The sequence below is a fragment of the Ottowia thiooxydans genome, from assembly GCF_040548795.1.
Lineage (GTDB): Bacteria > Pseudomonadota > Gammaproteobacteria > Burkholderiales > Burkholderiaceae_C > Ottowia > Ottowia thiooxydans_A.
Genome location: NZ_JBEPSH010000004.1, coordinates 231,215 through 257,450 on the forward strand (window position 1 = coordinate 231,215; position 26,236 = coordinate 257,450).

Genomic DNA, 26,236 nt, shown 5'->3' on the forward strand with positions numbered 1-26,236 from the left:
GGATTTCGATTGTCACGAAACCTCTGTACGCCAGCCATGCTCGATTACTCGCAAGGACTCACGAAACTAACAAACTTGGATTTAATTTACATTTTCAGTCCTTTTACTCAAACTTTCCAAAAGAAGAGTCCTTTATTGATAGTTTTTGTATTCAGCGAAACATAGGTTCTGTGACCTGAAACATTGGAATACTCACGATGTGAGATGTGCATGCACCGAATAAGTGCCTGGAAGGATTGGTACCAAGGTGTTAGAAGTGGGAGGTAGTTCGCACTCCTTTTTGCAACACGCTCTACATTCGCAAGCTGACGCACACCGTAGGCAACGTGCTCAGATGGCGTCACCAAAGCGCCAAGCCAGACATTCAAATGATTCAGGCGCTGGTGATTCGCGGAGACACCGCAATGGCTGTTTCACATCCTCTTTTCAAAGCAGATCATGAAGCGATACGAAAGTTTTGGCCCGGCCGCCACCGCGGCGTTTTTATGTTGGGTTGTCGTGTCGCTCGGACTGGTGGCCCTGTGCCTGTTCGGCCCCGCACAGCTGTGGCCGCAGTCCAAGGGAACCCGGCTGGGCATTGACGTTCCCGTGCGCGTGCTGGAAGACCCGGGCGGGCGACTGTCAGTGACAGAAGTCGCCGCGCTACCTGACAGCGCTTTCGTGGTCCAGCATGGCGCGCTCAACAAAGGGTATAGCCACCACGCTTTTTGGTTGCGCACAGGCACACCATCGCCCGCTGGTGGTACGCAAGACCCTCCGTGGTTGATGGTCACCCCCACTTACCTGGACAACGTGGGGCTCTATCAGCCCAACCAGGACGGCACCGGTTGGCGCGAGCTCAAAAGCGGTGATGCCGTGTCCATGTCTGCTCGCGTGCGCGTACGCCAACTGGTGTTTCCGCTTCAGGAGGGTCAGCCGCTTCTTCTGCGCGTACAGACGAGCAGCGCCACGCATATGTACGCCGTCGTGTTTCGCAGTTCGGAATTGATGGCCCAGCTGGCCGCCATGGAGTGGGCCTCTGGCGCGTTTCTCGGAATCAGTTTGCTATTGGCGTTGCTGCTGGGAGGTGCCGCCTTGGCGCTTCGCATGAGGGTCATCACAGCCATGGCGGTGTTCGCCGCCATAGGCTTCATTCACGGCATCAACGTTCGGGGTTACGCGCAACTTTGGCTGCCTGAAGACTGGTCAAGATGGGCCGACCCTCTGGTCAGCACGGGGGTTTTTCTACTTCCAGCCTCCTTCACGTGGCTGGCCCGCCATCTGCTGACGCGTGAGACCCCCTGGCGTCGTCTGGATAAGGTCCTCCATATCCTCACCATAGCCCTGATGTTGGGCGTAGCCAGCGTCGGCAGTACATGGTTCACGCCGCTGGCTGCGATCTCCATCTCAACACCTTGGCTGGTCAGCGTGCTGGCAACGTGGATTGGCTACTCGAACATGCGACGCGACGGTCCCTCCATCGCGTCCCTGCTGGTGTTGACGCCTTATGCCATCTACGCCGTTCTAGGCGCCTACGTGAGCGCCAGTATCGTGGGATTGCTACCGGCTAACGTCTTCACTGGAGCCTATTGGCAGTTCATGGTGCTGTTGTTCAATACCATGATCGCGGTCGCAGTGGGCCTGCGCCTGGTTCAGCGATTCCGGGCCTCCGTGCTGCGTCAGGCCCACCTGGTGAGCTCCCTGGAGCAGTCTGAACTCTCCCTGGAGGCCCGAGTGCGCCACCGCACGGGTGAGCTGCTGCAAGCCCAGAATGCACTACAGGCGGCGCTGGAAAGTGAACGCGCCTCGCGACTGGAACAACGCCAGTTCTTTGACATGGTGAACCATGAATTCCGCACACCCCTGACCGTCATAGACAGTGCCGCCACCGAGCAAGCCACGTTTCCATCGCCCGATTTGCCTGCTCAGGTGGGACGCGCCACTCAGATCCGTCGCGCCTGCCGGAGATTGACCGCCCTGGTGGAGAACTGCCTGGTGAGCGAGAGGCTGGACGCTCCAAGCTTCGGGCTGAGGATCAGTGAAGCGGCGATCCCGCCGCTGGTCGAAGATGCTGCGCAACTCGTTCGGTGGTCGACGCGTCACCATTTGCGCTTGGTCATTGAGGACGCGCCCGCCGAGTGGCCTTGTGATCCCACACTGGTTCACATGGCGCTGTCGAATCTGGTGGACAACGCCGTGAAACACGCCAACGCTGGGGAAATCACAGTCGCCGCGCGACGCAACGCGCAAGGCCAGCTTGAGTTTTCCGTGGCCGACGAAGGACCCGGTATGCCGCCCGAGCTCGCCCAGCGGATATTCGACCGCTACGAACGCGGTGGGCGCGGAGACGAGACTCGCGGCTTTGGATTGGGATTGTGGGTGGCACGTCGTGTGGCTCGCCTGCATGGGGGGGACGTCAGAGTGGAGCAAGCTCAGGGCGGCGGCACGTGCTTTACCCTGGTTTTGCAGGGAGTTGCCTGAAACTCTATCTGAGGTTAAAGCGTGGTCCGCGTCGATTTCCCGAGACAATCGTCCCCCCACAACTTTCGCCTCAGTAAGACATGCTTGGTCTCCTTCAGGAACCCCGCCACACCTTCGCCCTGCGAACGGAAGAAATTTTTTCCCAGTCACCTGCTTCCTTCCCAGCGCCCACTCCGGAATTGGTTGAGGTCAAAGCAAGCGAGGTGCACGCAAGCGCTGTAGTCGCCGAGGACCAAGCCCAATGCCTGCAAGACGTCTGTTTGGCGGCGGTGTTTCAGAACTCCTCTGTATCGCTTGCTGTAGCCGATGCGTTTCAACGCAGGGACCTGGACGCCCTGCTGGAGCTGTTGCGTCAAGGTGCAGCCCCGGAGCGCGCAGGTCCGGCTGCATTGACTTTAGCCGCAATCGAGAACGATCTCGAAGCCATGGAGCATCTGCTGGCAATACTGGAGCGTGCGGGCGTGGACGCCAACACCCACAGCCCCCATGGATCGACACCCCTCGCGGTAGCCGCGCTGGAGGGACATCACCAGGTGGTGGAGCGACTGGTGCAGAGCTTGTTGCGATCCGGTGGTGATCTCAATGCACCAAATAGCCAGGGCTTCACTGCTCTGGCAGAGGCCGCATACAAAGGACACGCCCAGGCAGCGGCGGTGTTGATAGAGGGACTGCTGCAATCCGGTGGCGACCTGAGTCCGGTCAACGAGTTCGGGTTCACGCCGCTGACACGGGCAGCCTACATGGGCCGGTGGGAAGTGGTCGGCCTGATCGCCGACGCAATTCAAAAGTCTGGGGGTGATCTCAATGTGTCGACGCCCGGATGTGGCACCGCATTGAATCTGGCTGCAGAAGCTGCGAATCTGCAGGCGATGGACCACCTTCTGAGAGCGGGCGCTGTGGCCTCCGAAGATGATCTGGCGGACGCTGCGCGTCTGCTTGGATTTCAGGGCGGAAACCCCGACAAGGCGGTTGTACGAGCGCGAGCCATGGAGAGAGGATTGGAGAGTTTGGCTCTTGCATTCTCCGAGTCGTCTGGCGCGCCCTGAATTTGACCTGCATTGACGTCAGGAGCGTGGAGCCAGAGGCTACCTTCTGCCGACCATGCACCTAGCCACCGTCAATCGGGCCTGGTCCGATGATGATATTGGTCTGGATGGGCGCATTGGGATCAGGCGGCGGAGGCGGAGCCTTGGGGCCTTCTCGCTCTGCGGCCTTCGCAGGGGCATTGTCGCCCGGCGCTAGAACGCGCTGACAATACATGGGCTCGGGAATGCTGGTGTAGTCCAGGCGAGCCAGGCGGCCGTCCATACCCAGCCCGAAGTTGGCTCGTACTGTTTCATCGGCATAGGCCGGTGAGGTCTCCGGACCCTCCTGGCCCGCGATGCGTGCCAGCACGGCATGGCCCCTCCAACCTTCGAGAATGGCCATGTCCTGGTAGAGACGGGCCTCGAAACGCAAATCATTGGGACAGACATAAGACAGCCGGGATGCGTCTCGTAAGGATGCGCATGCGGTGAGCGAGGCGGCACACAGGATCACCGCAAACGAGCCCAGGGAGCGCTTGAAGAGCGCCCCCTCATCGCGGAAGATGGACAGTGGGCCCCGCGGCATCCCGGGACCTATCTAGGCCAAAGCACCCAAAGCTTCAGGGGCTGTTTCATGCGGCCAGCGAACTCACCCGCTTCCGGCCCCCAACCTGCGAAGTAATCCGCGCGCACGGCACCCACAATGGCGCTGCCAGTATCTTGCGCCAGCACCAGCCGCTGAAGGTTGGCAACCGGGCCTTGCGAGGCCATCCACACCGGCGTGCCATAGGGAATGCTTTGCGGATCGACTGCAATTGAACGGCCAGGCGTGAGCGGCACGCCCTGTGCGCCGCGTGGGCCAAATTGCGCATCCAATGGTGACATGGCTTCCTCACGGAAGAACACCATGCGCGGGTTGCTCCAGAGAAAGTCCTGTTGCCGCTGCGGGTTGGCCAGCAAGACATTGCGAATGCCTGGCCAGGTCGCATCGCCGCGCAGCAAGCCCTGGTCAATGAGCCACTTGCCAGGACTGCGGTAAGGCTGGTCATTGGTGGCGGCGAAAGCCAGGCGGACCATGCGCTGGCTGCCATCGGCCTCCTGCACGCGGACACGCCCCGAGCCTTGGATCTGCAGGATCAAGGCGTCCAGGGGGTCGGCCAGCCAGACCAATTCCTGGCCAGCGAGTTGAGCCCGAGCCTCGGGAAGAAGGTCCATTTCCTGGCGCGTGAACCACGGCTTGCGTTGAGCGAGGGTCGGTGGTACGCGGTAGATAGGGACACCGAAGCCAGGCCGAGCAACGCGCGATGCGTCGTAGACAGGTTCAAAGTAGCTGGTCAGGAGACCATCACCACCGGGGGCGGAAGGTCCGCCCAGCGGCTCCACACGATACGGCTGCAACCTTGCCCGCAACCAGAGCCTTTGCTCTTCTGCTGTACTCAGCGACAAACGCCTCACTTCGCTGCACAAACGGGCAAAGGTCGTGCCCGGGCGCTCGCAACTCTTGATGAAGGCGTTCCAGGCTTCATCCAGTGAATCCTGCTCAAAGCCTGGAAGTTCGGCCCAGCGCACCGGCACCCAGCGACTACGGGCAGTTTGACGAGCGGCCGGAAGTGGCAGCATGTCCCCCGGGTCGACCACGGGAGGCATGCTGGCGTCGGGTGGCGAAGTGGGCACTGATGGAGGCAGGGGTGCCGGCTGAGGAGTCGGCCGCACAGCGCAGCTCGCCAACATTCCTACAATGCAAGCTGCACAAAAAAACCGGAACAATCGATTCATGACCGTGATTTTGCTGGAAGCACTTGGGGCGTTATTGCTACTCGGGCTGATCGTATGGTGGACCATGTTCGCCGGCCGCAACAAGGGAGAGTTGCCAGGGCATCACGATCAGACGAATGAGGCAGGTAAAGAGCGGGACGAATCCTCTCAGGAGGAACCGCCGCCAAAGGGCTGATTATGGGCCAGTCCACTGGGCGAGCGCGCCCAGCTCTATATTTTTTGTAGCGAATTGGCCAGCTCGACTGCGGATTTGACATCCATTTTCTCGAATACCCGGGCACGGTGCACTTCGACCGTGCGCACGCTGATTCCCAGCTCGTCAGCGATCAGTTTGTTGGGACGCCCGCTGGCAACCAGCCGCATCACGCCCTGTTCCCTCTCCGTCAGTTCAGCCACGCGGGACTTCACCGCCTGCCGTTCTGCCAGATGAGCCACGCGTCCGGCCGATTCCGCCAGCGCCTGCTCCACACGGTCCACCAGGCCGTTGTCCGAGAACGGTTTCTCGCAAAAATCAAAAGCGCCTCGTTTGACGGCATCCACTGCAGTAGGGATATCAGCATGTCCGGTCAAAAAGATCACCGGCCATGCCTGGACGATCCCTCGCTCGGCGAGCCTGTCAAACAGCGCCAGGCCGCTCATGCCGGGCATGCGGACATCGAGCAGGATGCAACCAGGGTGTGTCAGTCGCAACGTTCCGCGCGTGGAGTCGTCCAGCATTCTCTCGAACGCCTCCGCACTGTCGAAGGACTCAGACAACAGCCTTCGCGAACGCAACAACCACGCCATGGCCTCGCGGACAATGGCGTCGTCGTCGATGATGTAAACAGTGGCGTCGTTAAGGCGCGTCATGCACCGAGTTTAAGGCAATGCTGAACAAGATGTCGTGTACGACGCGCCGTGAATCGGGATGAGATGCGTAGGCGCAAAGCACAGTGATACCGAGTGGTATCGCGAGCATTTGCAACCGCGCAGATCGCCCGAGTCCAGGGATGGGGCGTGCTGAGAACTTGTTCAGCTTGGCCCCAAGTGTTTACCGGCTTGATGGGAAGCTGAACATGGCCCCTTCACGCACACCTGCTGAAGGCCAGCGCTGCGTGATGGTTTTACGCTTGGTATAGAAGCGCACGGCATCGGGGCCGTAGGCGTGCAGATCACCAAACAAGCTGCGCTTCCAACCCCCAAAGGAGTGGTACGCCACCGGCACTGGCAGGGGCACGTTCACGCCCACCATGCCCACCTGGATGTGATCTGTGAAGTAACGCGCAGCTTCCCCGTCGCGGGTGAAAATGCAGGTGCCGTTGCCGTATTCGTGGTCGTTGATGAGTTTCATGCCCTCATCCAGCGTCTTCACGCGCACAATGCCCAGCACGGGGCCGAAGATCTCTTCCTGGTAGATGCGCATGCCAGGCTTGACGTGATCGAACAGGCAGGGGCCCAGGAAATAGCCATCTTCGTGGCCGGGCACTTTCAATCCACGACCATCGATGAGCAGCTCTGCGCCTTCTGCCACGCCCTGGTCCACATAGCCTTTGACTTTCTCGAAGTGCGGCTTGGTGACCAGCGGTCCCATGTCGTTGCTGTTGTCCGTGCCGGGACCCACCTTCATCTTGGCGATCTCAGTCTTCAAGCCGGCGAGCATCTTATCGGCCACTTCGTCGCCCACGCACACGATCAGAGGCACGGCCATGCAGCGCTCACCGCAACTGCCGTAGGCAGCGCCCATCATGGCAGTGACCGCATTGGCGACATCGGCATCAGGCATGACCACCGCGTGGTTCTTGGCACCACCGAGGGCCTGCACCCGCTTGCCGGCCTTGCAGCCTTCAGAATAAATGTACTCTGCGATAGGGGTGGATCCGACGAAGCTGACCGCTTTTACGCGGGTGTCGTGCAAGAGGGTGTCCACCGCTTCCTTGTCACCGTTGACCACGTTCAGCACACCGGGTGGCAATCCGGCCTGAAGGGCCAGCTCAGCAATGAACAAGGCGCTGCTCGGATCGCGCTCCGAAGGCTTGAGCACAAAGGTATTGCCGCAGGCAACAGCCATGGGCCACATCCACAGAGGCACCATGGCCGGGAAGTTGAACGGGGTGATGCCTGCAGTGACACCCAGCGCCTGGTGTTCCGCCCAGGAGTCGATGCCGGGGCCGGCATTGCGCGAGTGCTCGCCCTTGAGCAATTCAGGCGCGTAGCTGGCGTACTCCACGTTTTCAATGCCGCGCTGCAACTCGCCCTGAGCGTCGTTCAGCACCTTGCCGTGTTCGGCTGTGATGAGCTGTGCGATCTGGTCCGCGTTTTCTTCCAGCAGCGTTTTCAGACGGCTCATGACGCGCGCCCGCTTCAGGGGAGGCGTGTTGCGCCATTCAGGAAAAGCGCGCTCAGCGGAGGCGATGGCCTGCTCGACGGTCGCCTTGGATGCCAGTGCGACGTGGCCGTTGATCTGGCCCGTGGCGGGGTTGAAGATAGGCTGGGTACGTGCGGCGTCGGAGACGATCTTGCCGTCAATGAGGTGGCCGACAGTGGAGGTAACGGGTTGTTCGCGGTTCATGGATGAATGAAGATTAAGGAAAGTTGGCCTTCGATTGCGCGTGGAGCCCGTGCGCAATCGAAGACGGCATCAAAAGGGATCAGGCGGTGGCGTTCAAGGCATCGCCGAGCACGCTCACCATGCGATCGATTTCGGCTTTTTCACTGATGAACGGTGGCGCCAGCTGAATGGTGTCACCGCCATAGCGCACGTAGAAGCCGTTTTTCCAGCAGTGCATGGCGATCTCGTAAGGGCGCTTGGCGGGTTCTGCGCCAATGGGGGCAATGGAAAGCCCCGCAGCAAGCCCGTAGTTGCGAATATCCAGCACGTGCTTGGCACCCTTGAGGCTGTGCACAGCCGCCTCGAAATGAGGTGCCAGAGCCCGCACCCGCGCCGGACCATCTTCGGATTCCAGCAGATCGAGCGCAGCCAGGGCGGCCGCGCAAGCCACAGGGTGGGCGCTGTAGGTGTAGCCATGCGCGAATTCGAGCATGTAGTCAGGTCCGCCCGCCGCCATGAAGGTGTCATAGATCTGCTTGCTGGCCACCACGCCGCCCAGTGGCTGGACACCGTTGGTGATCTGCTTGGCAAAGGTCATGATGTCTGGCGTCACGCCGAACGCCTCCGCTCCGGTCATGCTGCCGCAGCGGCCAAAGGCGGTAATGACCTCATCAAAGATCAACAGGATGTCGTGCTGGGTGCAGATCTCACGCAGGCGCTGCAGGTAGCCCACAGGGGGTACCACCACGCCGCCCGAACCGCTGAAAGGCTCGACGATCACCGCTGCGATGTTGCTGGCATCGTGCAAGGCAATCACGTCCAGCAATTTGTCGGCCAAGGCCTTGCCGCCTTCAGCCGGCTGGCCCTTGACGAAACTGCCCATGGACGGTTGAGTGTGGGGAATATGATCCGCTGGCACCCCTTGCCCATAGAGCTTGCGGTTGCCGACCATGCCACCGACCGAAATGCCGCCGAAGTTCACGCCGTGGTAGCCCTTCTCACGCCCCACCAGCAGTTGCTTGCCGCCTTGGCCTTTCAACCGCCAGTAGGCCCGGGCCATCTTGAGCGCCGTGTCTGCGGCTTCGGAGCCGCTGGCCGTGAAAAACACATAGTCGAGCCCATCGGGCGTGATGCCCTTGATACGGTTGGCCAGCTCAAACGACAGCGAATGGCCAAACTGAAACCCGGGTGAATAGTCGAGCTTGGCAGCTTGCTTACCCACCGCTTCGGCGATTTCGCGGCGGCCATGGCCCAGGCCCGTACACCAGAGGCCGGAGAGGCCGTCAAAAACCTTGCGACCTTCGCCGTCGGTGAAGTAGGCCCCTTGAGCGGACTCGATCATGCGCGGGTCTCGCTTGAACTGGCGGTTGCCAGTGAAAGGCATCCAGTGGGCCTCTAGCCAGGCAGCGTCCTGGTGGATGCTGGCTGTTTGGGGAGATGTAGTCACGCTCATGAAGTGCCTCTTCTTGATAGATCGGTATGAGGGCATTGTCAGCGCTCGATTTAGTCGATTAAATACGCAAATATCCCAGTTTAGTTGCCAAATAATGCAAGTAATAGACAAGACCCCCCGGGCGCGGGCCCTGCTCGGCCAGGTGAGCGACATGGACCTGCGCCTTTTGCGCGTTTTCAAGGCGGTGGTGGAGTGCGGCGGACTTTCCGCCGCGGAACTGGAGCTCAACATTGGCACCAGCACCGTCAGCCGCCATGTCAAGGACCTGGAGACGCGCCTGGGGCTCAACCTGTGCCGGCGCGGGCGGGCTGGATTTGCGCTCACTCCGGAGGGTCAGCGCGTCTACGACGAAACCTTGCGCATGCTGGCCGCCGTGGACGGCTTTCGAGCGGGTGTCGATGACATCCATCAGCGCATGAGTGGCGCCCTGCCCGTGGCGATGTTCGACAAGACCGCCAGCAACCCGCAAGCCCACATCCAGACGGCGATTGCTGCTTTCTGTGCCCAGGCGCCCGATGTCAAGCTGGAGCTGCATGTCCGAAGCATTCAGGCGATTGAGCGTGGCGTGATGGATGGAAGCATCGCCGTCGGCATCATTCCGTCCCACCGCTCTTCCGCCAGCCTGCGCTATGACCCCTTGTTCGGAGAAACCATGTACCTCTACTGCGGCCAGGGGCATCCCTTGTTCGCCGCCCAACGAGACAGCATGGACTGGAAATCGCTGCGCCAGCGCAACGACTTTGCCGGCCTGGGATACCACTCGCCCAATATGGAACTGGCCCATGGCCAACGCTTGCAACGCGGCGCGACCGCTTTCGAGCAAGAGGCGATTGCCACCCTCATTCTTTCTGGCCGATTCCTGGGGTTTCTGCCTGATCACTATGCCGACGCTTTCGTTCAGCGCGGGCTGATGCGCGCACTGAACCCGAAGGTGCTGCGCTATCGATGCGACTTTGTCAGTGTGCTGCGCCGATCGCCAGCGCCCTCTCGCGCTGCGATGGCCTTCCATGAGTGCCTGCTAAGTGCGCATCCGGCAGGCGGCTGATGCGCCCGTTCATCCCGAGCGCGCGCATCAACCCCTTGGGGATCAACCTTACACAACCGGCCGAAAGAGCTCCCCTGCAAAAAATATTATTGTGGTTTATACTTAGAACCTAGGGTTAATACTTACAGGGTTAGACCCTAGATGGGCCGACGAGATGCCGCCCATCACACCAGCAGTCCAAGTGCATCTCAATGTGGTTTTACGAAAGAACTCTGTCATGCGCCAAGTTATCAACTCACTTATTCAGTTCATCCAAGACGTCCGCCAAGCCAAGCTCGAGGTAGCCAGCCTTTAAGCTCTTGCGACTAACGCTCAGAAACAGGCACACCCCACTGCCGTTTCCGAGCTGAATTTCTCCCGCTTTTCGTCGGGAGGAATGTTTTGGCCAATTTCAAACTCTCTGCCCTCCAGTACTCGCTGTAGGGCATTTCTTTGGCCTATCGGGATGTGCTCAAGTCTCTCGTTGGCCTTCATGCCAGACCGCGCGAGGGCGCAGGGGCGCCTGATCTCCCTACTCAGCATGGGAGGAGTCATGCGGCGCTATCATGCCGCTTTCCCTGATTGATCCATGTCGCCGCCTCGCATTGCCACGCCCGCCGCGTTTTCGGCCTCTGAATTCCGAACTGCGCTTGGCATGTTCGCCACTGGCGTCACCATCGTGACAGCGCGTGGCGATGCTGGCGAGCCGATCGGGCTGACCGCCAACTCGTTCAACTCGGTTTCGCTCGATCCACCGTTGGTGCTGTGGAGCTTGTCCCTGCGTTCTCTGTCGCTGCCTGTGTTCAGAGCGGGCACGCACTACGCCATCAATGTGCTGGCATCCGATCAGCACGAATTGGCCATGCAATTTGCCAAACCTTCCGACAATCGCTGGAGGGATGTTCAATGGAAACCGGGGGTGGCCGGTGCGCCGGTACTCGAAGGTGCCGCGGCCTGTTTCGAGTGCTTCAATCGAAGCCGCTATGAAGAGGGCGATCATGTGATCTTTGTAGGCCAGGTCGAGCATTGCGATCACCGGAGCGGCGCTTCGCCTCTTCTGTTTCACGGCGGACGCTTCTACACCGAGCACCCGCTATGAGCACTGTGCGCCAAGAAAATCTGGACGGCCGAGCGGCCGCCCTGCTGCTGGTGTGCTGCGCCTTCTGGGGCTTTCAGCAAGTTCTGGTGAAAGCCACCCTTCCTGAACTGGCGCCCTTGTTTCAGGCGAGCATACGCTTCGTGGGAGCCACGCTGATACTGCTGCTGTGGTGCGGCTGGCGGGGCGTGAGCCTGCGCAGCCCTCAAGGCTCGTTCGTGCCTGGCTTGCTGGTGGGCTTGTTGTTTGCCGGTGAGTTCGCGTGCATGTTCATAGGGCTGCAACACACCACCGCCTCCCGGCTGACGGTATTTTTGTATACCTCCCCTTTCTGGGTGGCCCTTTTGCTACCGCTTTTCGTGCCGACCGAACGCTTGCGGCCACCGCAGTGGATTGGCTTGGCTTGCGCTTTCGTCGCCATCGTGTTCGCCTTGTGGGACAGCTTCGCCCATGGCCGCACTGAAGAGACATGGCATGGCGATCTCCTGGGGCTGGCCGCAGGATTGTTCTGGGGCTTGACGACTGTGATCATCAGAAGCACCCGGCTTGCCGGCACCGCACCCGCGCCGCTTCTGATGTACCAGGTGTCGGTGAGCGCCGTGGTCTTGCCGGTGCTTTCCCTGATGCTGGGAGAGACCTGGAACTGGCAGTGGAGCGCCTTTGCCACGACGTCGATCGTGCTGCAAACCGTGATAGGAGCCTTCGCGAGCTTCCTGGCCTGGATGTGGCTGCTTACACGCTACCAGGCCACAAAAATTTCCGCTTTCGTCTTCCTTACCCCGCTTTTTGCACTGCTTTTTGGCGCGCTGTGGCTGGGAGAGGCCATCACCCCCAATCTGATGGCAGCCATGGCGTTGGTGGCCTTTGGCATTGTGCTGGTCAATCGGAAAGCGCCTACCCGCACTTGAGTTGAAGCTGCCCCCCCAAGAGGCCGACTTTCCTCTACCATGGAGGCATGGAGTTCAAGGATTACTATCAAATCCTCGGCGTTGGCAAAAGCGCCACTGCCGACGAGATCAAGAAAGCGTACCGCAAGCTGGCACGCAAGTACCACCCGGATGTCAGCAAGGAAGCCGACGCCTCCAAGCGGATGGCGGAAGTGAATGAGGCCAACGAGGTCCTGGGTGACGCGGAAAAGCGTGCGGCCTACGACAGCGTAGGGGCGCAGGCCTGGGCACGCGGCGCACGCTCAGGCGATGACGTACGCCCGCCACCCGGTTGGGACACCGGTTTTGAATTCAGGGATGGCGCCGGTGGTAGAGGCCACGACGCCGACTACAGCGAGTTCTTCGAGAATATGTTTGGCCGGGCAGGCCGCGGTCAACCCGGCGGAAGCAGGGCCCACCGTTCCAATGCGCAGATGCGCGGCAACGATCACCACGCCAAGATCGAACTCGATCTCATCGATGCCTACCTGGGCTCCGAGCGCACTATCCACCTGCAGAGTTCTCGCATGGACGACAGTGGACGCGTGGTGCCCGAAGAGCGCGCCCTTCAGGTGAAGATCCCGAAAGGCGTGAAGGAAGGGCAACTGATACGGCTTGCCGGCCAAGGCAGCCCGGGGTTCGGCGGCGGGCCTGCAGGTGACCTCATGCTCGAGGTTCAATTCAGGCAAGACGCGCGCTGGCGCATCGATGGCCGCGACGTGACGCAGAAACTGCGCATTTCGCCGTGGGAAGCAGCGCTTGGCGCAGGTGTGCACGTGGACACACCCGACGGCGCCACGGTAGAAGTGACCATACCGGCTGGCTCAGGGGCGGGCCGCAAACTGCGTTTGAAAGGGCGAGGCATTCCCTCAACCACTGCACCAGGTGACCTGTATCTGGAACTGGAACCTGCAGTTCCCAGCGCAGTGACCGACGAACAACGCAGCGCCTGGCAAGCACTTTCAGCAGCCTACCCCGGTTTCAACCCGCGCAGCAGTTCCTGAGAACGCGTTCGTGAGAAAGGAGCCCCATCATGACCCCCACCTCGATCTCTGTCCATCTGGTTGAAGTGCTGGAAGACGAAGCCCTCACCGTACAAGACCTCGCCCGTGGTGCGCGCATGCAACCTGAATGGGTGGTGACGCACGTGGAGGCTGGCGTGTTTCAGCCTTGTGCCGGAGGCGCCGCTGCGGAGTGGCGATTTACCACCACGACCTTGCAGCGCGCACGCCGCATTGCACAACTGGAACACAGTTTTGACGCCGATCCGCAATTGGCTGCCTTGGCTGCAGACCTGATGGAAGAGGTTGCCGTCTTGCGGCAACGCCTGCAAAGAAACATCTGAGCGCCAAGCGCAAAGCGCCCTGGCAAGGGCGCTTTGCTAAAAGAACATGCGGCGCTGGCGCTCTCGACAGAACGCCGCCGCAAGATCTCATGCGAGGCTACAGGGCGATGGCGTCGACCGCAACGCCCCTGGCCTCGGATTCGCGCGCAGCGGATTCGGCACGATGGTCAAACTGAAAGCCCCGGTATCCGTCCTTGGCGGCGAGTGCACACAACTCTGCGTATTTTGCGAAGCCGCCAGTGAACAGGGTCAGACCTTGCGGCTTGTCCTTGACGTTGGCCCCTACATACCAGGTCTTGGCTTTGGACAGCAGTGTGCGCTGAGAAAGCTCATACACCAGATCCATCCAGCCTTGCTCCGCCTCTTCCGTAGGCTCCATCGCCGTCAGATGGTGGGCGTCCATGTACTTCATGGCTGCCGCAATCCACTCCACGTCGTGCTCACTGATACGAATAATGTTTGCCAACGCGGCGGGGCCTGTCGGTCCGGTGGTCATGAACAGGTTGGGGAAACCCTCCAGCATGATGCCCAGATGCGAACGTGCGCCTTCGGCCCATTTCTCGTTGACCGTTCTGCCGTCCTTGCCTGTCACCTCAAAGGCCATCAAGGCTCCGGTCAGGCCGTCGTAGCCTGTGGCCAGAATCAACATGTCCAGCTCGGTCTCTCCAGACTCGGTTCTGATGCCCTTTTCCGTGAATTCAATGATCTTGTCGTTGATGCAATCGATCAGGTGAACGTGGGGCAGGTTGTAGGTTTCGTAGTAGCTGGAATCCAGGCAGGGACGACGCGCAAAGATGGGGTATCCCTGCGGCTTGAGTGCTTCAGCCGTGCGGGGGTCCTTGACCACCTCTGCGATCTTTCCGCGCACGAATTCGGCCACATGCTCATTGGCCTCCGGGTTCTGCAACAGGTCGCTGAAAGTGCCCAGCATGGACAGACCACCTTGCTTCCACGCGTCTTCCAGCAGAACGCGGCGCTGATTGGGCGTTACGCTGAAAAACGCGCGTGTAGACTGAGGCCGCGTGCCGCCCACAGCGCTGTTGCGCGCTGAATTGCGAATGCCGGCGTAGTTGCGTTTGACCTCATCCACATACTCTGGCGTCAGCTTCTCATTGCGCATGGGCATGGTGAAGCTGGGGGTACGCTGGAATACGAACAGCTCGCCTGCCTGCGGACCCACGTCCTGGACGATCTGGATACCGGTGGAGCCCGTGCCGATGACCCCTACTCTCAAGCCCTTGAAGCTGACGGGTTCGTGCGGCCAGCGGCCAGCTCGAATGACGCGGCCCTTGAAACGATCAAGACCTGGGATATCCGGATCGCGAGGTACCGAAAGGGGCCCCGTTGCCATGATGCAATAGGTCGATTCAAACACCTCGCCCCGGCTGGTCTTCACCACCCAAAGCTTGCGCTCTTCATCCCAGGTCGCGCTGGTCACCCGGGTGTCAAACTGATAGTGCTTGCGCAGCTCCAGTCGCTTGGCCACGAAATCGATATAGCGAAGGAGTTCGGGCTGCGCTGCAAACTGCTCAGACCAGGTCCATTCCTGCTCGACTTCCGGAGAGAACGAGAAGCTGTAATCGATGCTGGGCAAATCGACGCGTGCACCGGGGTATCGGTTCCAGTACCAGACACCGCCAAGATCCCCACCAGCTTCAAACGACTGGATCTTCAAACCCATTTCGCGAAACTTGTAGGTGGCGCACATGCCGCCAAAGCCTCCACCCACGATGACGACATCAAGGCGAATGGGGGATGAATTCTCAACAACTGAGGTAGATGGGTTCATGGCTGTGTCTCCTATACGTGTGCCGTGACTCGAGCGCTCTGAACTCGGCGCCCGCACTGCACAAAACCTTGAGAACAATAATGCCTACCGAACGGCAAGTAATCAATCGGTATTTAGCCTCTGCGTTTCAATATTTCATATGTGTTTTTTGAAGTGGGTCACCCCGCGAGCACGCCCCGGGCTTCGGTCAAGGCTCGATGACATTGAACATGGGATCGAACTCGTCAAGCGTCTCCAGGAACCGGCGGAACAGGGCAGCGTCTCCTGTCACTCGCAGTTCACCTGCATCCAGTCCGGCGAGCAATGCTTCGCGTCCGGCCGAAAGGCTAGACAGCTTGTCACGGTCCATCTCGACCACGGCGTGCGCTTGCTCGCCATGGGTGCCGGGCAAATGATTCAGTGCGCCATTGGAGACCATCAGGCGGTGTGAATCCACACCCGATGCATCCACCAGCCGCCAGTCGAAGCGCGCATCGATGTCCTGCGCTTTCGGCCCATTGACGCGGATGCCCAGATATTCAAGGAAGTTACCGAAAGGCAGAATGGCCACCACGTCCGGGCTGATGCCCACGCCTTTGGGCGCGGTGGCCTTGGAGGTACTCCGGAGTTCGCGCGCTGCCAGCAGATAGGCGTTGCGCCAGGTGGCAGACTCTGATTGATAGCCCAATTGCTCCATCGCGTCAGCAGCCAGCTCGCGAGCCGGGCGGTGGCCAGGGTCCGCAAACACCACGTGATTGAGCGCTTCAACCACCCAGCGGAACTGGCCTGCCTCGTAGTCGTCTCTGGCCTTTTGGACCACCGCGTCCGCACCGCCCATGTACTGCACGTACTTCTTGCCGGCCTGCACGGGAGGAAGAGGATTCAGGTGCGTGGGATTGCCATCGTAGGGGCCCATGTAATGGGCGTAGACCGCATTCACGTTGTGCGCCACCGCGCCGTAGTAGCCGCGAGCGAACCACTGCTTTGAGAGCTTGCTCGGCATCATCAGCTCATCGGCGATTTCCCTGGGCGTGCGACCGTGGCTCATGAGCCGCAAAGTCTGGTCGTGCAAGAAGCGGTACATGTCGCGCTGGCCTGCCACATACTGGTGGATGTTCTCCTGCCCCCAGACCGGCCAGTGGTGCTGCACCACCAGCGCGTCGACCTGCGGCACGAATTGGTCCAAGGCCTGGTTCAGGTAGTGCGCCCACGCCAGCGCGTCGCGCGTCTTGGCACCGCGGATGGGGCACAGGTTGTGCATGGTCTGGCAGGCGTTTTCAGCCAGGTTGAGCACGCGCAGGCCTGGATAAAGCATGTTCATGTCAGCGGGCGCTTCGGTGCCTGGGGTCAGGTGGAAAACAATGTCCACCCCATCGACCTTACGACGTTCCACGGGTTGAGTGATGAGTGTGGTCGGGGCAATGAAGCCATCGCCACCACGACCCACCGCTTTGCCCAAGCCGCTGTCCACATGGGCCATTTCACCCGGCTCCAGGGACCAGCCAAACTGAAACAACGCGCGGCGCCGCATCGGCACGCCAGCCAGAATGGACTCGGAAAAAGACTCTTCCGTAAAGCCAAAGGGTGCAATCACCTCCACGCCGTTTTTCACATCTTCGGGACTGATGACGCCACGCACACCGCCGTAGTGGTCGCGGTGGCTGTGGGTGTAGATCACCGCCACCACAGGCCGATCGCCTCTATGCTTTCTATACAGCGCAAGCGCAGCGCGCGCATGCTCTGTGAATTGAAGCGGATCAACGACGATGACGCCAGAATCACCTTCAACGAAAGTCACGTTGGCGAGCGAGAACCCCCGCACCTGGTAGACCCGATCACTGACTTTGAAAAGTCCATGGATCGCGTTGAGCCTGGCCATGCGCCACAAACTGGGATTGACGGTGTCTGGCGTCTTTCCGCCCAAAAAGCCGTATGGCCGCATGGACCAGGAGACGCCCCCCGAATCCGCGTCTATGTGCGCCTCGGGCAGCGTGTCAATAAAGCCCCTTCTGGCGGCCTCAAAGTCCCGCTGGTCGGTGAAATCGAGTTCCTCCAGGAGTCGCGAGTTCGCGGCGAGCGTGCTGGAATGTGCGGGCTTCATGGGTAGATCCTTTGACGTCTTTTTACTGTTGGGTGATACGTGGCATCAGAGCGCGGCCTTCGCGCAACTCCTCACGTGGCATATAGGTTCGCAATGAGATCTGAAAGGGGCCGTCCGGGGTCGGTAACCAGTTGGCGCGCAGGCGTGCTTCGGCAGGCTCTTCCCGCTGCATGGCAATGTCCATCGAGCCGTCCTCGTTCAAGACAATTCCACGGGTACGGTTGCCGATGGAGTAGCGGCGGATAGGGTTCTCGACGAAGAAACGCTGGCTGTCGGCAGTGGGCTCATACATGGAGAAGGACCAGAACGAATCCGTGGGAATCCCGGAGGGCGGAACATGCAGCACGTACTTCTTTCGGCCGTCCAGCAGTTGCTTGTCATCGTCGTGGAAACGAACGAAGTACATGGCCTCCACGGGAGGAAGCGCACCCAGGCCGCCGAGTGCAACCGATGCACGCAAAGCATAGTTCTGGCCAAAATCCCCCATGTCGGTAGCAGAGGCGAACCAGCCTTGAATGTCTCGTCGCCCACTGGCAGACGCTTGTCTCAACTTGTCGTGCAAGGGCCCGATGTTGTCCAGCCAGAGCTGGCGCGTGGCGTCACTGAGACGCTCCCACGCATCAGCGTGACCGGGACGCAGCCCGATTTCTTCCCACTCCGCCACCAATGCCTGCTCCTTTTCTGACGGCAGATTGCGCCCCAGAAGTTCATTGGCCACGGCCAGAAAGTTGCGTGGATCGCGAGACGACAAGGGCTGCACACGGGGTGGGTAGGTTGCACCTGCTGGTGCCATGACCTGGATACGCTCTTGCATGGCGTGGGCGAGGGGCAAATCGCCTGGGCCATCCACAAGGCAGCGAATGAACAACCAGACGTCCTGACCAGGGGCCCTGATGTCGCGGCCGGACCCCACCGAGTCACGGGCGTGCACATGGTCTTGCGGTCCAGTCACCCTTAAATCAACCGGGCCAGTACCGTCCAGCCTCTGCCCTGCAATCGCGAAGTGGTTGGTAAACACATCCATGAAGGCCAGAGACCAGTAGCGCCCAGGCGGCATCTCGGACAGGCGAACCTGCACGGGACCCGAAGACAGATCCAACCAGACATTGGAATACAAAGTGTCGTTATTGGGAGCCGTGATCCAGCGCGAGGTGTGATCGCTGAGATGGCGTTCATGCCGCACCGTATTGGGCGCATGGCGCTGCGGATTGGCCCCATCTTCCACAGCGCGGTATCGCGTGCGCGCCACTTCAAACAATGGAAAAGCGTACTCGAAGGCGGCTGCGATCTTCGATTCCAGCATGCAGTCTCCTGATCTTGATAAGTAGCCCTGGGTTTCCAAAAAATAACTAACCGCACGGTAAATTAAATGCTACAGAGAGTCTATCTGCAGCAAATTTTTTTATCACTTTTGACTGTGCAGTCTCAAAACTCTCCCTGCAAGAGAGTCATTTTTGCAACGTAACCCCCATGATGCCTGGATAGATCGAGCGGAAATATGGCATTTGCCATGATTGACAACTTGCCGTCTGGCAGGTAAGTTAATGGCAAAGAGATTCTTCGACCTCAAGGCCTTCCTGGGGTTCAGTGGAAATTACATATCAAGGAGACACGATGGTTCAAGTCCTCACGCGCCGCCGCGCCCTCATCGCTTCCGCGGCCTGCATGGCCGCTCCAGCAGCCTTCGCACAAACCAGTTGGCCCAGCCGCCCCATCAAGATGATCGTGCCCGGCCCGCCCGGGGGTGCCATGGACAACCTGCTGCGCATCATCCAGCTGCCACTTCAGGAAGCGCTCAAGCAACCGATGGTGATGGACTTCAAACCCGGTGCCAATAGCATCATCGGCATGGACTCGGTGGCCAAGGCCCAGCCAGATGGCTACACCTTTCTCATCACGCCTTCTTCTGCGGTCGCCATCAATCCCATCATCCTGGACAAGATGCCGCTCGACACTCAGAAGGACTTGATGCCAGTGGCTCAGTTCGGCACAGGCGGCATCTTGTTGGTGGCCAACCCTGCGTCCAACATCAAAACCCTGCAGGACATGGTGAAGTACGCGCAAGCCAACCCTGGCAAGCTCTCCTATGGATCATGGGGCAATGGTTCCACGGGCCACTTGGTGATGGAAGGCATCAAGAAACAGTTTGGCGTTTCTATTACCCACATTCCCTACAAAACGACTGCCCAGGAAATCACAGACCTCATCGCGGGCACGCTGCCGGTAGGCTTTACGGACATTGCTTCGCCATTGCCGCACATCAAGGCCGGCAAGTTGACTGCCCTCGGCGTCTCCGGCTCCATCCGCGCTCCGGCTTTGCCCAGCTTGCCCACCCTGAGCGAACAAGGTTTCAAATTTGATGCCGACGGGTGGTTCGGTATCTTCGCCCCGGCTTCGACGCCACCGGAGATCGTGAACCGAATGAATGCGGAGATAGGCAAGATCCTGGCTCGTGAGGACATCAAGCAGAAGTTTGCAGCGCAAAACATGACTCTGCCAGCCTACAAGACATCGGCGCAGTTTGCAGCCACCGTCAAGAACGACGTCAGCGCGTGGCAGCAAATGGCCAAGGGAGCGAACCTCAAGATGGACTGATGCGCACCTGATCGCGTGAAGCGGGCTCAAGCGTAGAAGCGACTCTTGAGCCCGCACGAGTCGCCGGACCTACCCGAAAGCCTTGTGGACTTTCAGGTGTGACACCAGCACCGTGCAAGCCTCACGCCACCCGGTCTGAGCAGTATGCAACTCATCTGCGCAACCTCAAGCAGCGCGTTCTGCGACGCCAGCAATGCGGGCGGTCAACTGCGGCCACAGAGCCTTGGGCAGGGTATGACCCATGCCCTCCACGATCATCATCTCTGCATCAGGGATGCACTGCGCGGTTTCCAGCCCGGCCGCGAGCGGCACCAGGGGATCGAGGTTGCCATGAATGACCAGGGTGGGTACGCCCACGTCTTTCAACGCTTCTTTCCTGCTGCCAGAAGCGAGGATCGCGACCAGATGGCGAGCACCACCTGCAGAGTTGACGCCTCGGGCATGGTTTCGCGCAGCACGGACCCGGTCGCGCTCTTCCTCTTCAGGGAACTGTCCCAGGCGCAGCACGCGGTACGTATCCACATAGCGCTCCACATAGTCTTCCAGCTTGCTCGGCATAGGGCGCATCACTGCAGTGGTGGCCGTGGGATGCGGCTTGGGCAAATCGGGGTCACCGGTCGTCGACATGATCGACGTCATGGACAGCATGCGCTCAGGGTATTGAATGCTCATGACCTGCGCGATGGTTCCGCCCATGGAAGCGCCCACCACATGGGCACGCTCGATGCCCAAGGCGTCCATCAGGCCGATCACGTCACGAGCCATGTCGGACAGCACATAGGGGGCCGTCACAGGCCAGCGCATCCATGCGCGCATCATGGCTCTGGTGACATCAGGGACCCCCGCGTCACGGAGCCAGGTGGACCTGCCCACGTCGCGGTTGTCAAAGCGAATGACACGAAAGCCCTGCAAGGCCAATTGCGTGCAGAACTCGTCGTCCCAGCCCACCATTTGCGCGCCCATGCCCATGATCAGGATCAGGGCCGGGTGAGCGCTGTTACCGAAGCTGTCCCAACAAAGCTGGATGCCATTGGCCTCTACAAAATCCTCTGCCGTGTGGGCAACGCGCGGGTCTTGATTCTTGCGGACAGTGGTGGCGTTTGGCATATCGCTGTGAGAGTTGTTGCAGTGCAGTATAGAGAAACCAGGGTCACCAGCGAGTCAGCAAATCCCCTAACTGTGTCCAGAAAAATGAGCCCCCACGCTTCCCCGCTTCGCGAGGTCCGCTGCCCCCCGAGGGAGGCTTTTTCATCTTGGGGCGGCCCTGCGATAAAAATTTAACCCACCTCACGGCTTCGATAGCAACCCATCCATGACCTGATCACCACTTCAAATCCACATCAACTTCAAGAAAACTAAAGGAGACAACCCATGGCAGGATTGCATGCCCTCGATCGATTCATCGGAGACGAATGGCCCAGCTTCGCAACAGAGGCCGACGTGCGCGCCTTCGAGCAAGTTCCCTACGAAACGCGCATTCTCGCGAAGAGCACCTACGAGGCATTGAAGCTAGGCGCCGCACGCAACCCGCAAACGCCCGCCATTTTGTGGCTTGCCAACGCAAGCGCTGACGAGGAGCCTGTACGCCTCAGCCATGCTCAGTTTCTGGCGCGCGTCACTCAGGTTGCCAATGCGCTGCACTCGCTGGGTGTAGGCCCCACCGATGTGGTGAGCATGATGTTGCCTCTCATCCCCCAGACGTTCTACGCACTCTGGGGGGCGCAGGCGGCGGGCATCGTGAACCCGGTCAACACCTACCTTGAGCCCGGCCACATCGCGCACATACTGCGGGCTGCGAAGACCAAGGTGCTGATCGCACTGGGCCCGGCCGAGGGTTTTGACATCTGGCAGAAGGTCACACAGATCCGGGGCGAATTGCCCGACCTGAAGGCCATCCTCGTGGTGGAGCCTTGGGGTCCACCTCCCGAGGGCACGCTGTCGTTCGACCACACCATTGCGGCGCAACCCGATGACCACCTCGTCAGCGGGCGCGAGATCCAGGCCGACGACATTGCCGCCTACTACCATACGGGTGGCACCACAGGCCTGCCGCAACTGGTTCCCCTGACGCATGGCAACCAGGTGTATCAAGCGTGGGGCATGGCGCTGATGTTCCGCACACGCCCTGCGTCCAACCTGTTCATGGCGTTGCCCTTGTTCCATGTTGGAGGCTCCCTCACCCACTGTCTTCAACAGTTGTCTGCCGGAGCCACGCTGGTGGTGCTTTCGTCTTCAGGTTGGCGCAACAAAGGTGCCATGCCTAACTTCTGGAAACTGGTGGATCGCTACAAGCCGGAGATTTTTGCCGCCGTCCCCACGGTGGTCGGTGCAGTGCTGAATGTGTCGATGGCCGGCTCCGATGTGTCCAGCATCCGCATGGTCACTGGTGGTGGTTCCGCCATTCCAGTTCCAGTGGCGGAAACCTACAAGCACCGGTTTGGTCTTTCCATTCTGGAGACCTATGGCATGACCGAAGCGTCCAGCTGCCACACCATCTCATTCCCGGATCGCCCCGTGTACCTCGGGTCCGTAGGACATCCTTTGCCCTACAGCCACGTCCGAGTGGTGGAGTTGGACGAGCGCGGTAAAACAGTACGTGATTGCGACACCGGCAAGATTGGTGTGGTGACCATGCATGGCCCAGGCGTGTTCAAGGGTTACGCCACGGGCTCTCCTGATGCGCCGTTCGTGGATCCAGGCTGGGTCAACAGTGGAGACCTGGGCCGGGTGGATGCGAACGGGTATCTGTGGATCACGGGTCGGGCCAAGGACCTCATCATCAGAGGAGGGCACAACATCGATCCGCTCGGTGTCGAAGAAGTTCTCTATGACCACCCTTCTGTGGAGGTGGCGGCCTTGGTGGGAGAGCCCGACGCCTATGCGGGCGAGTTGCCCGTCGCCTACGTGCAGCTCAAAGCGGGCATGCAAGCCGAGTCAGCCGACCTTATCGAATGGGCCGCCGCTCGCACGCCAGAACGTGCCGCAGTCCCTGTGCAGGTCTATATCGTCGACAAGCTCCCGCTGACGGCCGTGGGCAAGGTATTCAAGCCTGAACTGCGCACCGACGCCGCTGCCCGCGCCATCCGTCGAATGCTTGCACCCCTGCTTAAACCCAGTGGCAGCACCGCCGACGTGCAAGTCGCTGCGCATCCGAAGTTTGGCTCACTGGCCACGGTGCGCATCACCGGTCCCGCCCAGGCGCGCGATCAGGTGATGCCCAAGGTCAAGGAAAAGCTGGACCCATTGACATTGAAACACGAGGCCGAATGGTCTGATACCGAAGAGGAAATCGAATGAGCAAGAGCAACTCCAACCTGGACCCGCTCAAGACCTGGCGCGAATGGTTCGTCAAGAATGAGCGCGAATGGAGCGAATCCATCACCAAGCTCATGAAGGATGAGAGCGTCGCTCAGTCCATGGGCCAGGAGATCAACGCGGCCATTCATCGCCAGCAGATGTTCACACAAGGACTCGCCAGCCCCATGGCTTCCATGAACATTCCCAGCCGGGCAGACGTGGTGGCGCTGGGTGAGCGTATCGGTCATCTGGAAGACTCAGTGGCGCGCGTGGAGGCAGCGCTGGTACGCATGGAATCGCGTACCAAGCCCAGCACTCCCAGAACCCGCGGAACGCGCCCCGCCGCCAAATCGACCCCGGCCGGATCAACGCCCGTAGGCACGGCGCCCGTCAGCACGGCGCCCGTCAACACCGCGCCCAAACCTACTCCTGCGGGCAAGGCCGCTGCGGCCAGGAAGCCTGCCAAGCGAGCGAGTCGCGCATGATGCTGCACAACCCATTGCTTGATGAGCACAACGCCGAGTTTTCGGCTCTGGTCCAGGAGATGGTCAAGGAGACGGCGGTCACACCCAAGGAACTGGTGTTCGCACAAGGCACCATGCGGCTTTATCACTACCTGCCGCAAACTGACGATGTCTACCGGGTGCCCCTGCTGCTGGTCATGTCCATGGTCAGCAAGCCCTACATCTTCGATCTTTCTCCCGGCCAGAGCTTCATCGAATACCTGGTACGCCAGGGATTCGACATTTACCTCATCGATTGGGGTGTGGCCCGCTCCGAGCACAAGGGCTTTGGCGTGTCGGACTATCTGGACGGCATCTCAGTCTGCATAGACGAGGTCCAACGTCACAGTGGGGAGCCGGAGCTGACCCTGCTGGGGTACTGCCTTGGTGGCGTGCTGACCGCTTTGCATGCTGCGCTGGACGAAACCCGTGCCATCAAGAATTTGCTGCAGATTGCCACACCCATTCATGGCCCCGGGATGTCGCTGCAACACAAACTGCTCACCTCCCAAGGACTGGACCCGGATCTTCTGGTGGATACCTTCGGTGTCGTCCCCTCCCACATGATCGAGGGTGCGTTCCAGGTCTTGCGGCCATTGCAGAAGTCTTCCGGTCAAGCTTTGCTTTTGAACAACTTGAGCAACCGTGAGTTTGTGAAAGCCCACCTGCGTCTGGTGCGCTGGGGTGATGATGCCCTGCCGTTTCCTGGCAAGGCATTTCTCGAGTTGGTGCACGACCTGGTCGTGGGCGACAAGGTCGTCCAAGGCGAGTTCGAGGTCCATGGACGCAAGGCTGATCTGAGCGCCATCAGGATGCCTGTCCTGCACGTCCTGGCGGAACACGACCATGTCGTTCCCTTCGCGTCTTCACACCCCTTGGTCGAGATGGTTTCCAGCCCCGACAAGGAAGAATGGGTGATCAAAGGCGGCCATGTCAGCCTGGTCGCTGGCGTAGGCGCCGTCACGCGCACCTGGCCGCGCATGGTGGAGTGGCTGACACCCCGTTCGCTGTAGGGCATTAGAGCGTCTTGACACGCCCTGGTATGGCCGCGCTATGAAGCGCCGGCCTCTACGGCGTTCTCTTTCATGCCACATGAACTGGGGGAACACCGTATTGATATTTTACCTGTCGGCAGGTATATTGAACTATCTTAATGGAGACATCTCATGCCTTTGATCCGCACGGAAATTCAAGACCATATTGCCGTTGTGACCCTGGATTCACCGCCTGTGAACGCAGTGAATGCAGATTTCATGCGCGAACTGATTGCCGCCTTCGACCGCTTCAATGATCTGGACGACGTGCGTGTGGTCATTCTCACTGGCGCCGGCAAGGCTTTCTGCGCAGGTGCAGACATCAAGGCCCGCGCAGGCAAGGTGTTCGAGCCTGGTGAGCGCTGGGAACACAACCGTCTGGCCCGTGAAGTGAGCTACAGCATCATGGAATGCAAGAAGCCCGTGATTGCGGCGGTGAACGGCCCCGCACTGGGCGCAGGCATGGGCATCGTGGCGTCCTGCGACATTCTGATGTGTTCTGAAACGGCAGTGTTCGGCCTGCCCGAAGTCGACGTCGGCCTGATGGGCGGCGGCCGCCACACCCAGCGCATCTGCGGCCTGTCTCTGACCCGCCGCATGATGATCACCGGAGACCGCATCTCCGGCGCCGAGTTCTACCGCCGCGGCATCGTGGAGGCTTGCGTCCCGGCGGATCAACTCATGCCCACGGCGATGGAAATGGCCCGCCGCATCGCCAGCAAGAGCCCATTGGCCAGCCGTACTGCCAAGCAAGCGGCGTCTACGATTGAGTTCATGGCCTTGCGTGATGGCTACCGGTTTGAGCAGAACATGACGGCCGAGCTCAGCAAGTCTGATGACTCGCGCGAGGCTATGCGTGCGTTTGCGGAGAAGCGGGCTCCGGTGTTTACGGGTAGTTGATCGGCGGTGGTAAGAGGTGATGGCGGTCGGCACTCAAACGCCGCTGACCCTCACCCTCTCCCCTAGCCGGGCGCCCACAAGCAGGAGAGGGGACTAGATACTCGCGCTAGCGACTAGCTATTCGAGGGCCGAGCGAAGCAATGGCCCGAGTGGGTATCCCACCCCTTTGGCCGTGCCGAGGAGCGCAGTGCCCAAGGCGGGCAAGAGCACTGCAAGATGCTCTTGCTTCGTGAACTAGCTTGCGGCAGCTGTTTGAGCAGAGAGAGCGAAGCGAACGCCGCGAGTTCTGCCGCACCGCCTTGGGCAGGAGCACCACAGGTTGCCCGGAGCGCAGCGCAGGGACATGGACAGTGGGGCCGCCTTTCTTTGGCCTACATTTCTTTGGCGGAGCAAAGAAACGTAGGTG

Annotated in this window: 22 protein-coding genes; 13 read left to right on the forward strand and 9 right to left on the reverse strand. The window is 60.2% G+C overall.

Annotated features, from left to right (window positions below; all coding sequences use genetic code 11):
- Nucleotides 1–438: 438 nt before the first annotated feature.
- Nucleotides 439–2,460, forward strand: a complete 2,022-nt coding sequence (locus ABIE13_RS10660; RefSeq protein WP_354443144.1) for a sensor histidine kinase — start codon at nt 439–441, stop codon at nt 2,458–2,460.
- 80 nt (nt 2,461–2,540) lie between these two features.
- A complete protein-coding gene (locus tag ABIE13_RS10665; protein ID WP_354443146.1) occupies nt 2,541–3,506 on the forward strand; it encodes an ankyrin repeat domain-containing protein in 966 nt (321 codons plus the stop codon).
- 61 nt (nt 3,507–3,567) lie between these two features.
- Here the strand turns inward: ABIE13_RS10665 and ABIE13_RS10670 are convergent, their stop codons facing one another.
- Nucleotides 3,568–4,071, reverse strand: a complete 504-nt coding sequence (locus tag ABIE13_RS10670) for a hypothetical protein (RefSeq protein ID WP_354443148.1) — start codon at nt 4,069–4,071, stop codon at nt 3,568–3,570.
- A gap of 8 nt (nt 4,072–4,079) precedes the next feature.
- Complete coding sequence (mltA, locus tag ABIE13_RS10675) at nt 4,080–5,327, reverse strand: murein transglycosylase A (RefSeq protein WP_354443150.1); 1,248 nt, start codon at nt 5,325–5,327, stop codon at nt 4,080–4,082.
- On the opposite strand from mltA, the gene ABIE13_RS10680 reads away from it, so the two are divergent.
- Entirely contained in the window at nt 5,260–5,436 is a 177-nt protein-coding gene (locus ABIE13_RS10680; protein ID WP_354443151.1) for a hypothetical protein, read from the forward strand. The genes mltA and ABIE13_RS10680 overlap by 68 nt on opposite strands.
- Nucleotides 5,437–5,471: 35 nt before the next feature.
- Here the strand turns inward: ABIE13_RS10680 and ABIE13_RS10685 are convergent, their stop codons facing one another.
- The 3 genes from ABIE13_RS10685 to ABIE13_RS10695 form a co-directional block, all read right to left on the reverse strand.
- Complete coding sequence (locus tag ABIE13_RS10685; RefSeq protein WP_354443153.1) at nt 5,472–6,110, reverse strand: response regulator transcription factor; 639 nt, start codon at nt 6,108–6,110, stop codon at nt 5,472–5,474.
- 181 nt (nt 6,111–6,291) lie between these two features.
- Nucleotides 6,292–7,809: a CoA-acylating methylmalonate-semialdehyde dehydrogenase gene (locus ABIE13_RS10690; protein ID WP_354443155.1), complete on the reverse strand. Its 1,518-nt coding sequence runs from the start codon at nt 7,807–7,809 to the stop codon at nt 6,292–6,294.
- A 79-nt stretch (nt 7,810–7,888) separates the two neighbouring features.
- The gene (locus tag ABIE13_RS10695) at nt 7,889–9,241 is read right to left on the reverse strand and encodes an aspartate aminotransferase family protein (protein ID WP_354443157.1); all 1,353 of its coding nucleotides are present in this window, start codon (nt 9,239–9,241) and stop codon (nt 7,889–7,891) included.
- A gap of 94 nt (nt 9,242–9,335) precedes the next feature.
- Here ABIE13_RS10695 and ABIE13_RS10700 point away from each other — a divergent pair, with 94 nt between their 5' ends.
- From ABIE13_RS10700 to ABIE13_RS10720, 5 genes are all read left to right on the forward strand, one after another.
- Nucleotides 9,336–10,286 (forward strand): LysR family transcriptional regulator, encoded by a 951-nt coding sequence (locus ABIE13_RS10700; RefSeq protein ID WP_354443159.1) that lies wholly within the window; start codon nt 9,336–9,338, stop codon nt 10,284–10,286.
- A 568-nt stretch (nt 10,287–10,854) separates the two neighbouring features.
- Nucleotides 10,855–11,364: a flavin reductase family protein gene (locus ABIE13_RS10705; RefSeq protein WP_354443161.1), complete on the forward strand. Its 510-nt coding sequence runs from the start codon at nt 10,855–10,857 to the stop codon at nt 11,362–11,364.
- A complete protein-coding gene (locus tag ABIE13_RS10710; RefSeq protein ID WP_354443163.1) occupies nt 11,361–12,269 on the forward strand; it encodes a DMT family transporter in 909 nt (302 codons plus the stop codon). Before ABIE13_RS10705 ends, ABIE13_RS10710 begins: the two co-directional genes overlap by 4 nt.
- Before the next feature lie 47 nt (nt 12,270–12,316).
- A complete protein-coding gene (locus ABIE13_RS10715; protein ID WP_354443165.1) occupies nt 12,317–13,291 on the forward strand; it encodes a DnaJ C-terminal domain-containing protein in 975 nt (324 codons plus the stop codon).
- A gap of 29 nt (nt 13,292–13,320) precedes the next feature.
- Nucleotides 13,321–13,632: a chaperone modulator CbpM gene (locus ABIE13_RS10720; protein ID WP_354443167.1), complete on the forward strand. Its 312-nt coding sequence runs from the start codon at nt 13,321–13,323 to the stop codon at nt 13,630–13,632.
- Between the two features lie 97 nt (nt 13,633–13,729).
- On the opposite strand, the gene ABIE13_RS10725 is transcribed toward ABIE13_RS10720, so the two are convergent.
- The 3 genes from ABIE13_RS10725 to ABIE13_RS10735 all read right to left on the reverse strand — a co-directional run bounded on the left by ABIE13_RS10725 (nt 13,730) and on the right by ABIE13_RS10735 (nt 18,804).
- The gene (locus ABIE13_RS10725) at nt 13,730–15,421 is read right to left on the reverse strand and encodes a flavin-containing monooxygenase (RefSeq protein ID WP_354443169.1); all 1,692 of its coding nucleotides are present in this window, start codon (nt 15,419–15,421) and stop codon (nt 13,730–13,732) included.
- Nucleotides 15,422–15,608: 187 nt separating this feature from the next.
- Nucleotides 15,609–17,501: an alkyl/aryl-sulfatase gene (locus ABIE13_RS10730; protein ID WP_354443170.1), complete on the reverse strand. Its 1,893-nt coding sequence runs from the start codon at nt 17,499–17,501 to the stop codon at nt 15,609–15,611.
- A 22-nt stretch (nt 17,502–17,523) separates the two neighbouring features.
- Nucleotides 17,524–18,804, reverse strand: a complete 1,281-nt coding sequence (locus tag ABIE13_RS10735; protein WP_354443172.1) for a DUF1254 domain-containing protein — start codon at nt 18,802–18,804, stop codon at nt 17,524–17,526.
- A gap of 311 nt (nt 18,805–19,115) precedes the next feature.
- On the opposite strand from ABIE13_RS10735, the gene ABIE13_RS10740 reads away from it, so the two are divergent.
- On the forward strand, nt 19,116–20,096 hold the full coding sequence (locus tag ABIE13_RS10740; protein WP_354443174.1) for a Bug family tripartite tricarboxylate transporter substrate binding protein: 981 nt from the start codon (nt 19,116–19,118) through the stop codon (nt 20,094–20,096).
- A gap of 165 nt (nt 20,097–20,261) precedes the next feature.
- Here ABIE13_RS10740 and ABIE13_RS10745 read toward each other — a convergent pair whose 3' ends face one another.
- Nucleotides 20,262–21,203 carry an alpha/beta fold hydrolase gene (locus ABIE13_RS10745; protein WP_354443176.1) on the reverse strand — a complete coding sequence of 314 codons (942 nt, stop codon included), beginning with the start codon at nt 21,201–21,203 and terminating at the stop codon, nt 20,262–20,264.
- Between the two features lie 264 nt (nt 21,204–21,467).
- Between ABIE13_RS10745 and ABIE13_RS10750 the strand changes: the two genes are divergently transcribed.
- From ABIE13_RS10750 to ABIE13_RS10765, 4 genes are all read left to right on the forward strand, one after another.
- Entirely contained in the window at nt 21,468–23,393 is a 1,926-nt protein-coding gene (locus ABIE13_RS10750) for an acyl-CoA synthetase (RefSeq protein ID WP_354443178.1), read from the forward strand.
- Nucleotides 23,390–23,878 (forward strand): hypothetical protein, encoded by a 489-nt coding sequence (locus tag ABIE13_RS10755; protein ID WP_354443180.1) that lies wholly within the window; start codon nt 23,390–23,392, stop codon nt 23,876–23,878. Before ABIE13_RS10750 ends, ABIE13_RS10755 begins: the two co-directional genes overlap by 4 nt.
- Nucleotides 23,875–24,909, forward strand: coding sequence for an alpha/beta fold hydrolase (locus ABIE13_RS10760; RefSeq protein ID WP_354443182.1), 1,035 nt, complete (start codon nt 23,875–23,877; stop codon nt 24,907–24,909). The genes ABIE13_RS10755 and ABIE13_RS10760 overlap by 4 nt, the downstream gene beginning before the upstream one ends.
- A 153-nt stretch (nt 24,910–25,062) precedes the next feature.
- Nucleotides 25,063–25,830 carry an enoyl-CoA hydratase/isomerase family protein gene (locus tag ABIE13_RS10765; protein ID WP_354443184.1) on the forward strand — a complete coding sequence of 256 codons (768 nt, stop codon included), beginning with the start codon at nt 25,063–25,065 and terminating at the stop codon, nt 25,828–25,830.
- The last annotated feature ends 406 nt before the right edge of the window (nt 25,831–26,236 follow it).

Coding starts and splice junctions, on each gene's coding strand:
- ABIE13_RS10660 (WP_354443144.1), top strand. CDS start 439: ATGAAGCGATACGAAAGTTTTGGCCCGGCCGCCACCGCGGCGTTTTTA.
- ABIE13_RS10665 (WP_354443146.1), top strand. CDS start 2,541: ATGCTTGGTCTCCTTCAGGAACCCCGCCACACCTTCGCCCTGCGAACG.
- ABIE13_RS10670 (WP_354443148.1), bottom strand. CDS start 4,071: ATGCCGCGGGGCCCACTGTCCATCTTCCGCGATGAGGGGGCGCTCTTC.
- ABIE13_RS10680 (WP_354443151.1), top strand. CDS start 5,260: ATGACCGTGATTTTGCTGGAAGCACTTGGGGCGTTATTGCTACTCGGG.
- mltA (WP_354443150.1), bottom strand. CDS start 5,327: ATGGTCCACCATACGATCAGCCCGAGTAGCAATAACGCCCCAAGTGCT.
- ABIE13_RS10685 (WP_354443153.1), bottom strand. CDS start 6,110: ATGACGCGCCTTAACGACGCCACTGTTTACATCATCGACGACGACGCC.
- ABIE13_RS10690 (WP_354443155.1), bottom strand. CDS start 7,809: ATGAACCGCGAACAACCCGTTACCTCCACTGTCGGCCACCTCATTGAC.
- ABIE13_RS10695 (WP_354443157.1), bottom strand. CDS start 9,241: ATGAGCGTGACTACATCTCCCCAAACAGCCAGCATCCACCAGGACGCT.
- ABIE13_RS10700 (WP_354443159.1), top strand. CDS start 9,336: ATGCAAGTAATAGACAAGACCCCCCGGGCGCGGGCCCTGCTCGGCCAG.
- ABIE13_RS10705 (WP_354443161.1), top strand. CDS start 10,855: ATGTCGCCGCCTCGCATTGCCACGCCCGCCGCGTTTTCGGCCTCTGAA.
- ABIE13_RS10710 (WP_354443163.1), top strand. CDS start 11,361: ATGAGCACTGTGCGCCAAGAAAATCTGGACGGCCGAGCGGCCGCCCTG.
- ABIE13_RS10715 (WP_354443165.1), top strand. CDS start 12,317: ATGGAGTTCAAGGATTACTATCAAATCCTCGGCGTTGGCAAAAGCGCC.
- ABIE13_RS10720 (WP_354443167.1), top strand. CDS start 13,321: ATGACCCCCACCTCGATCTCTGTCCATCTGGTTGAAGTGCTGGAAGAC.
- ABIE13_RS10725 (WP_354443169.1), bottom strand. CDS start 15,421: ATGAACCCATCTACCTCAGTTGTTGAGAATTCATCCCCCATTCGCCTT.
- ABIE13_RS10730 (WP_354443170.1), bottom strand. CDS start 17,501: ATGAAGCCCGCACATTCCAGCACGCTCGCCGCGAACTCGCGACTCCTG.
- ABIE13_RS10735 (WP_354443172.1), bottom strand. CDS start 18,804: ATGCTGGAATCGAAGATCGCAGCCGCCTTCGAGTACGCTTTTCCATTG.
- ABIE13_RS10740 (WP_354443174.1), top strand. CDS start 19,116: ATGGTTCAAGTCCTCACGCGCCGCCGCGCCCTCATCGCTTCCGCGGCC.
- ABIE13_RS10745 (WP_354443176.1), bottom strand. CDS start 21,203: ATGCCAAACGCCACCACTGTCCGCAAGAATCAAGACCCGCGCGTTGCC.
- ABIE13_RS10750 (WP_354443178.1), top strand. CDS start 21,468: ATGGCAGGATTGCATGCCCTCGATCGATTCATCGGAGACGAATGGCCC.
- ABIE13_RS10755 (WP_354443180.1), top strand. CDS start 23,390: ATGAGCAAGAGCAACTCCAACCTGGACCCGCTCAAGACCTGGCGCGAA.
- ABIE13_RS10760 (WP_354443182.1), top strand. CDS start 23,875: ATGATGCTGCACAACCCATTGCTTGATGAGCACAACGCCGAGTTTTCG.
- ABIE13_RS10765 (WP_354443184.1), top strand. CDS start 25,063: ATGCCTTTGATCCGCACGGAAATTCAAGACCATATTGCCGTTGTGACC.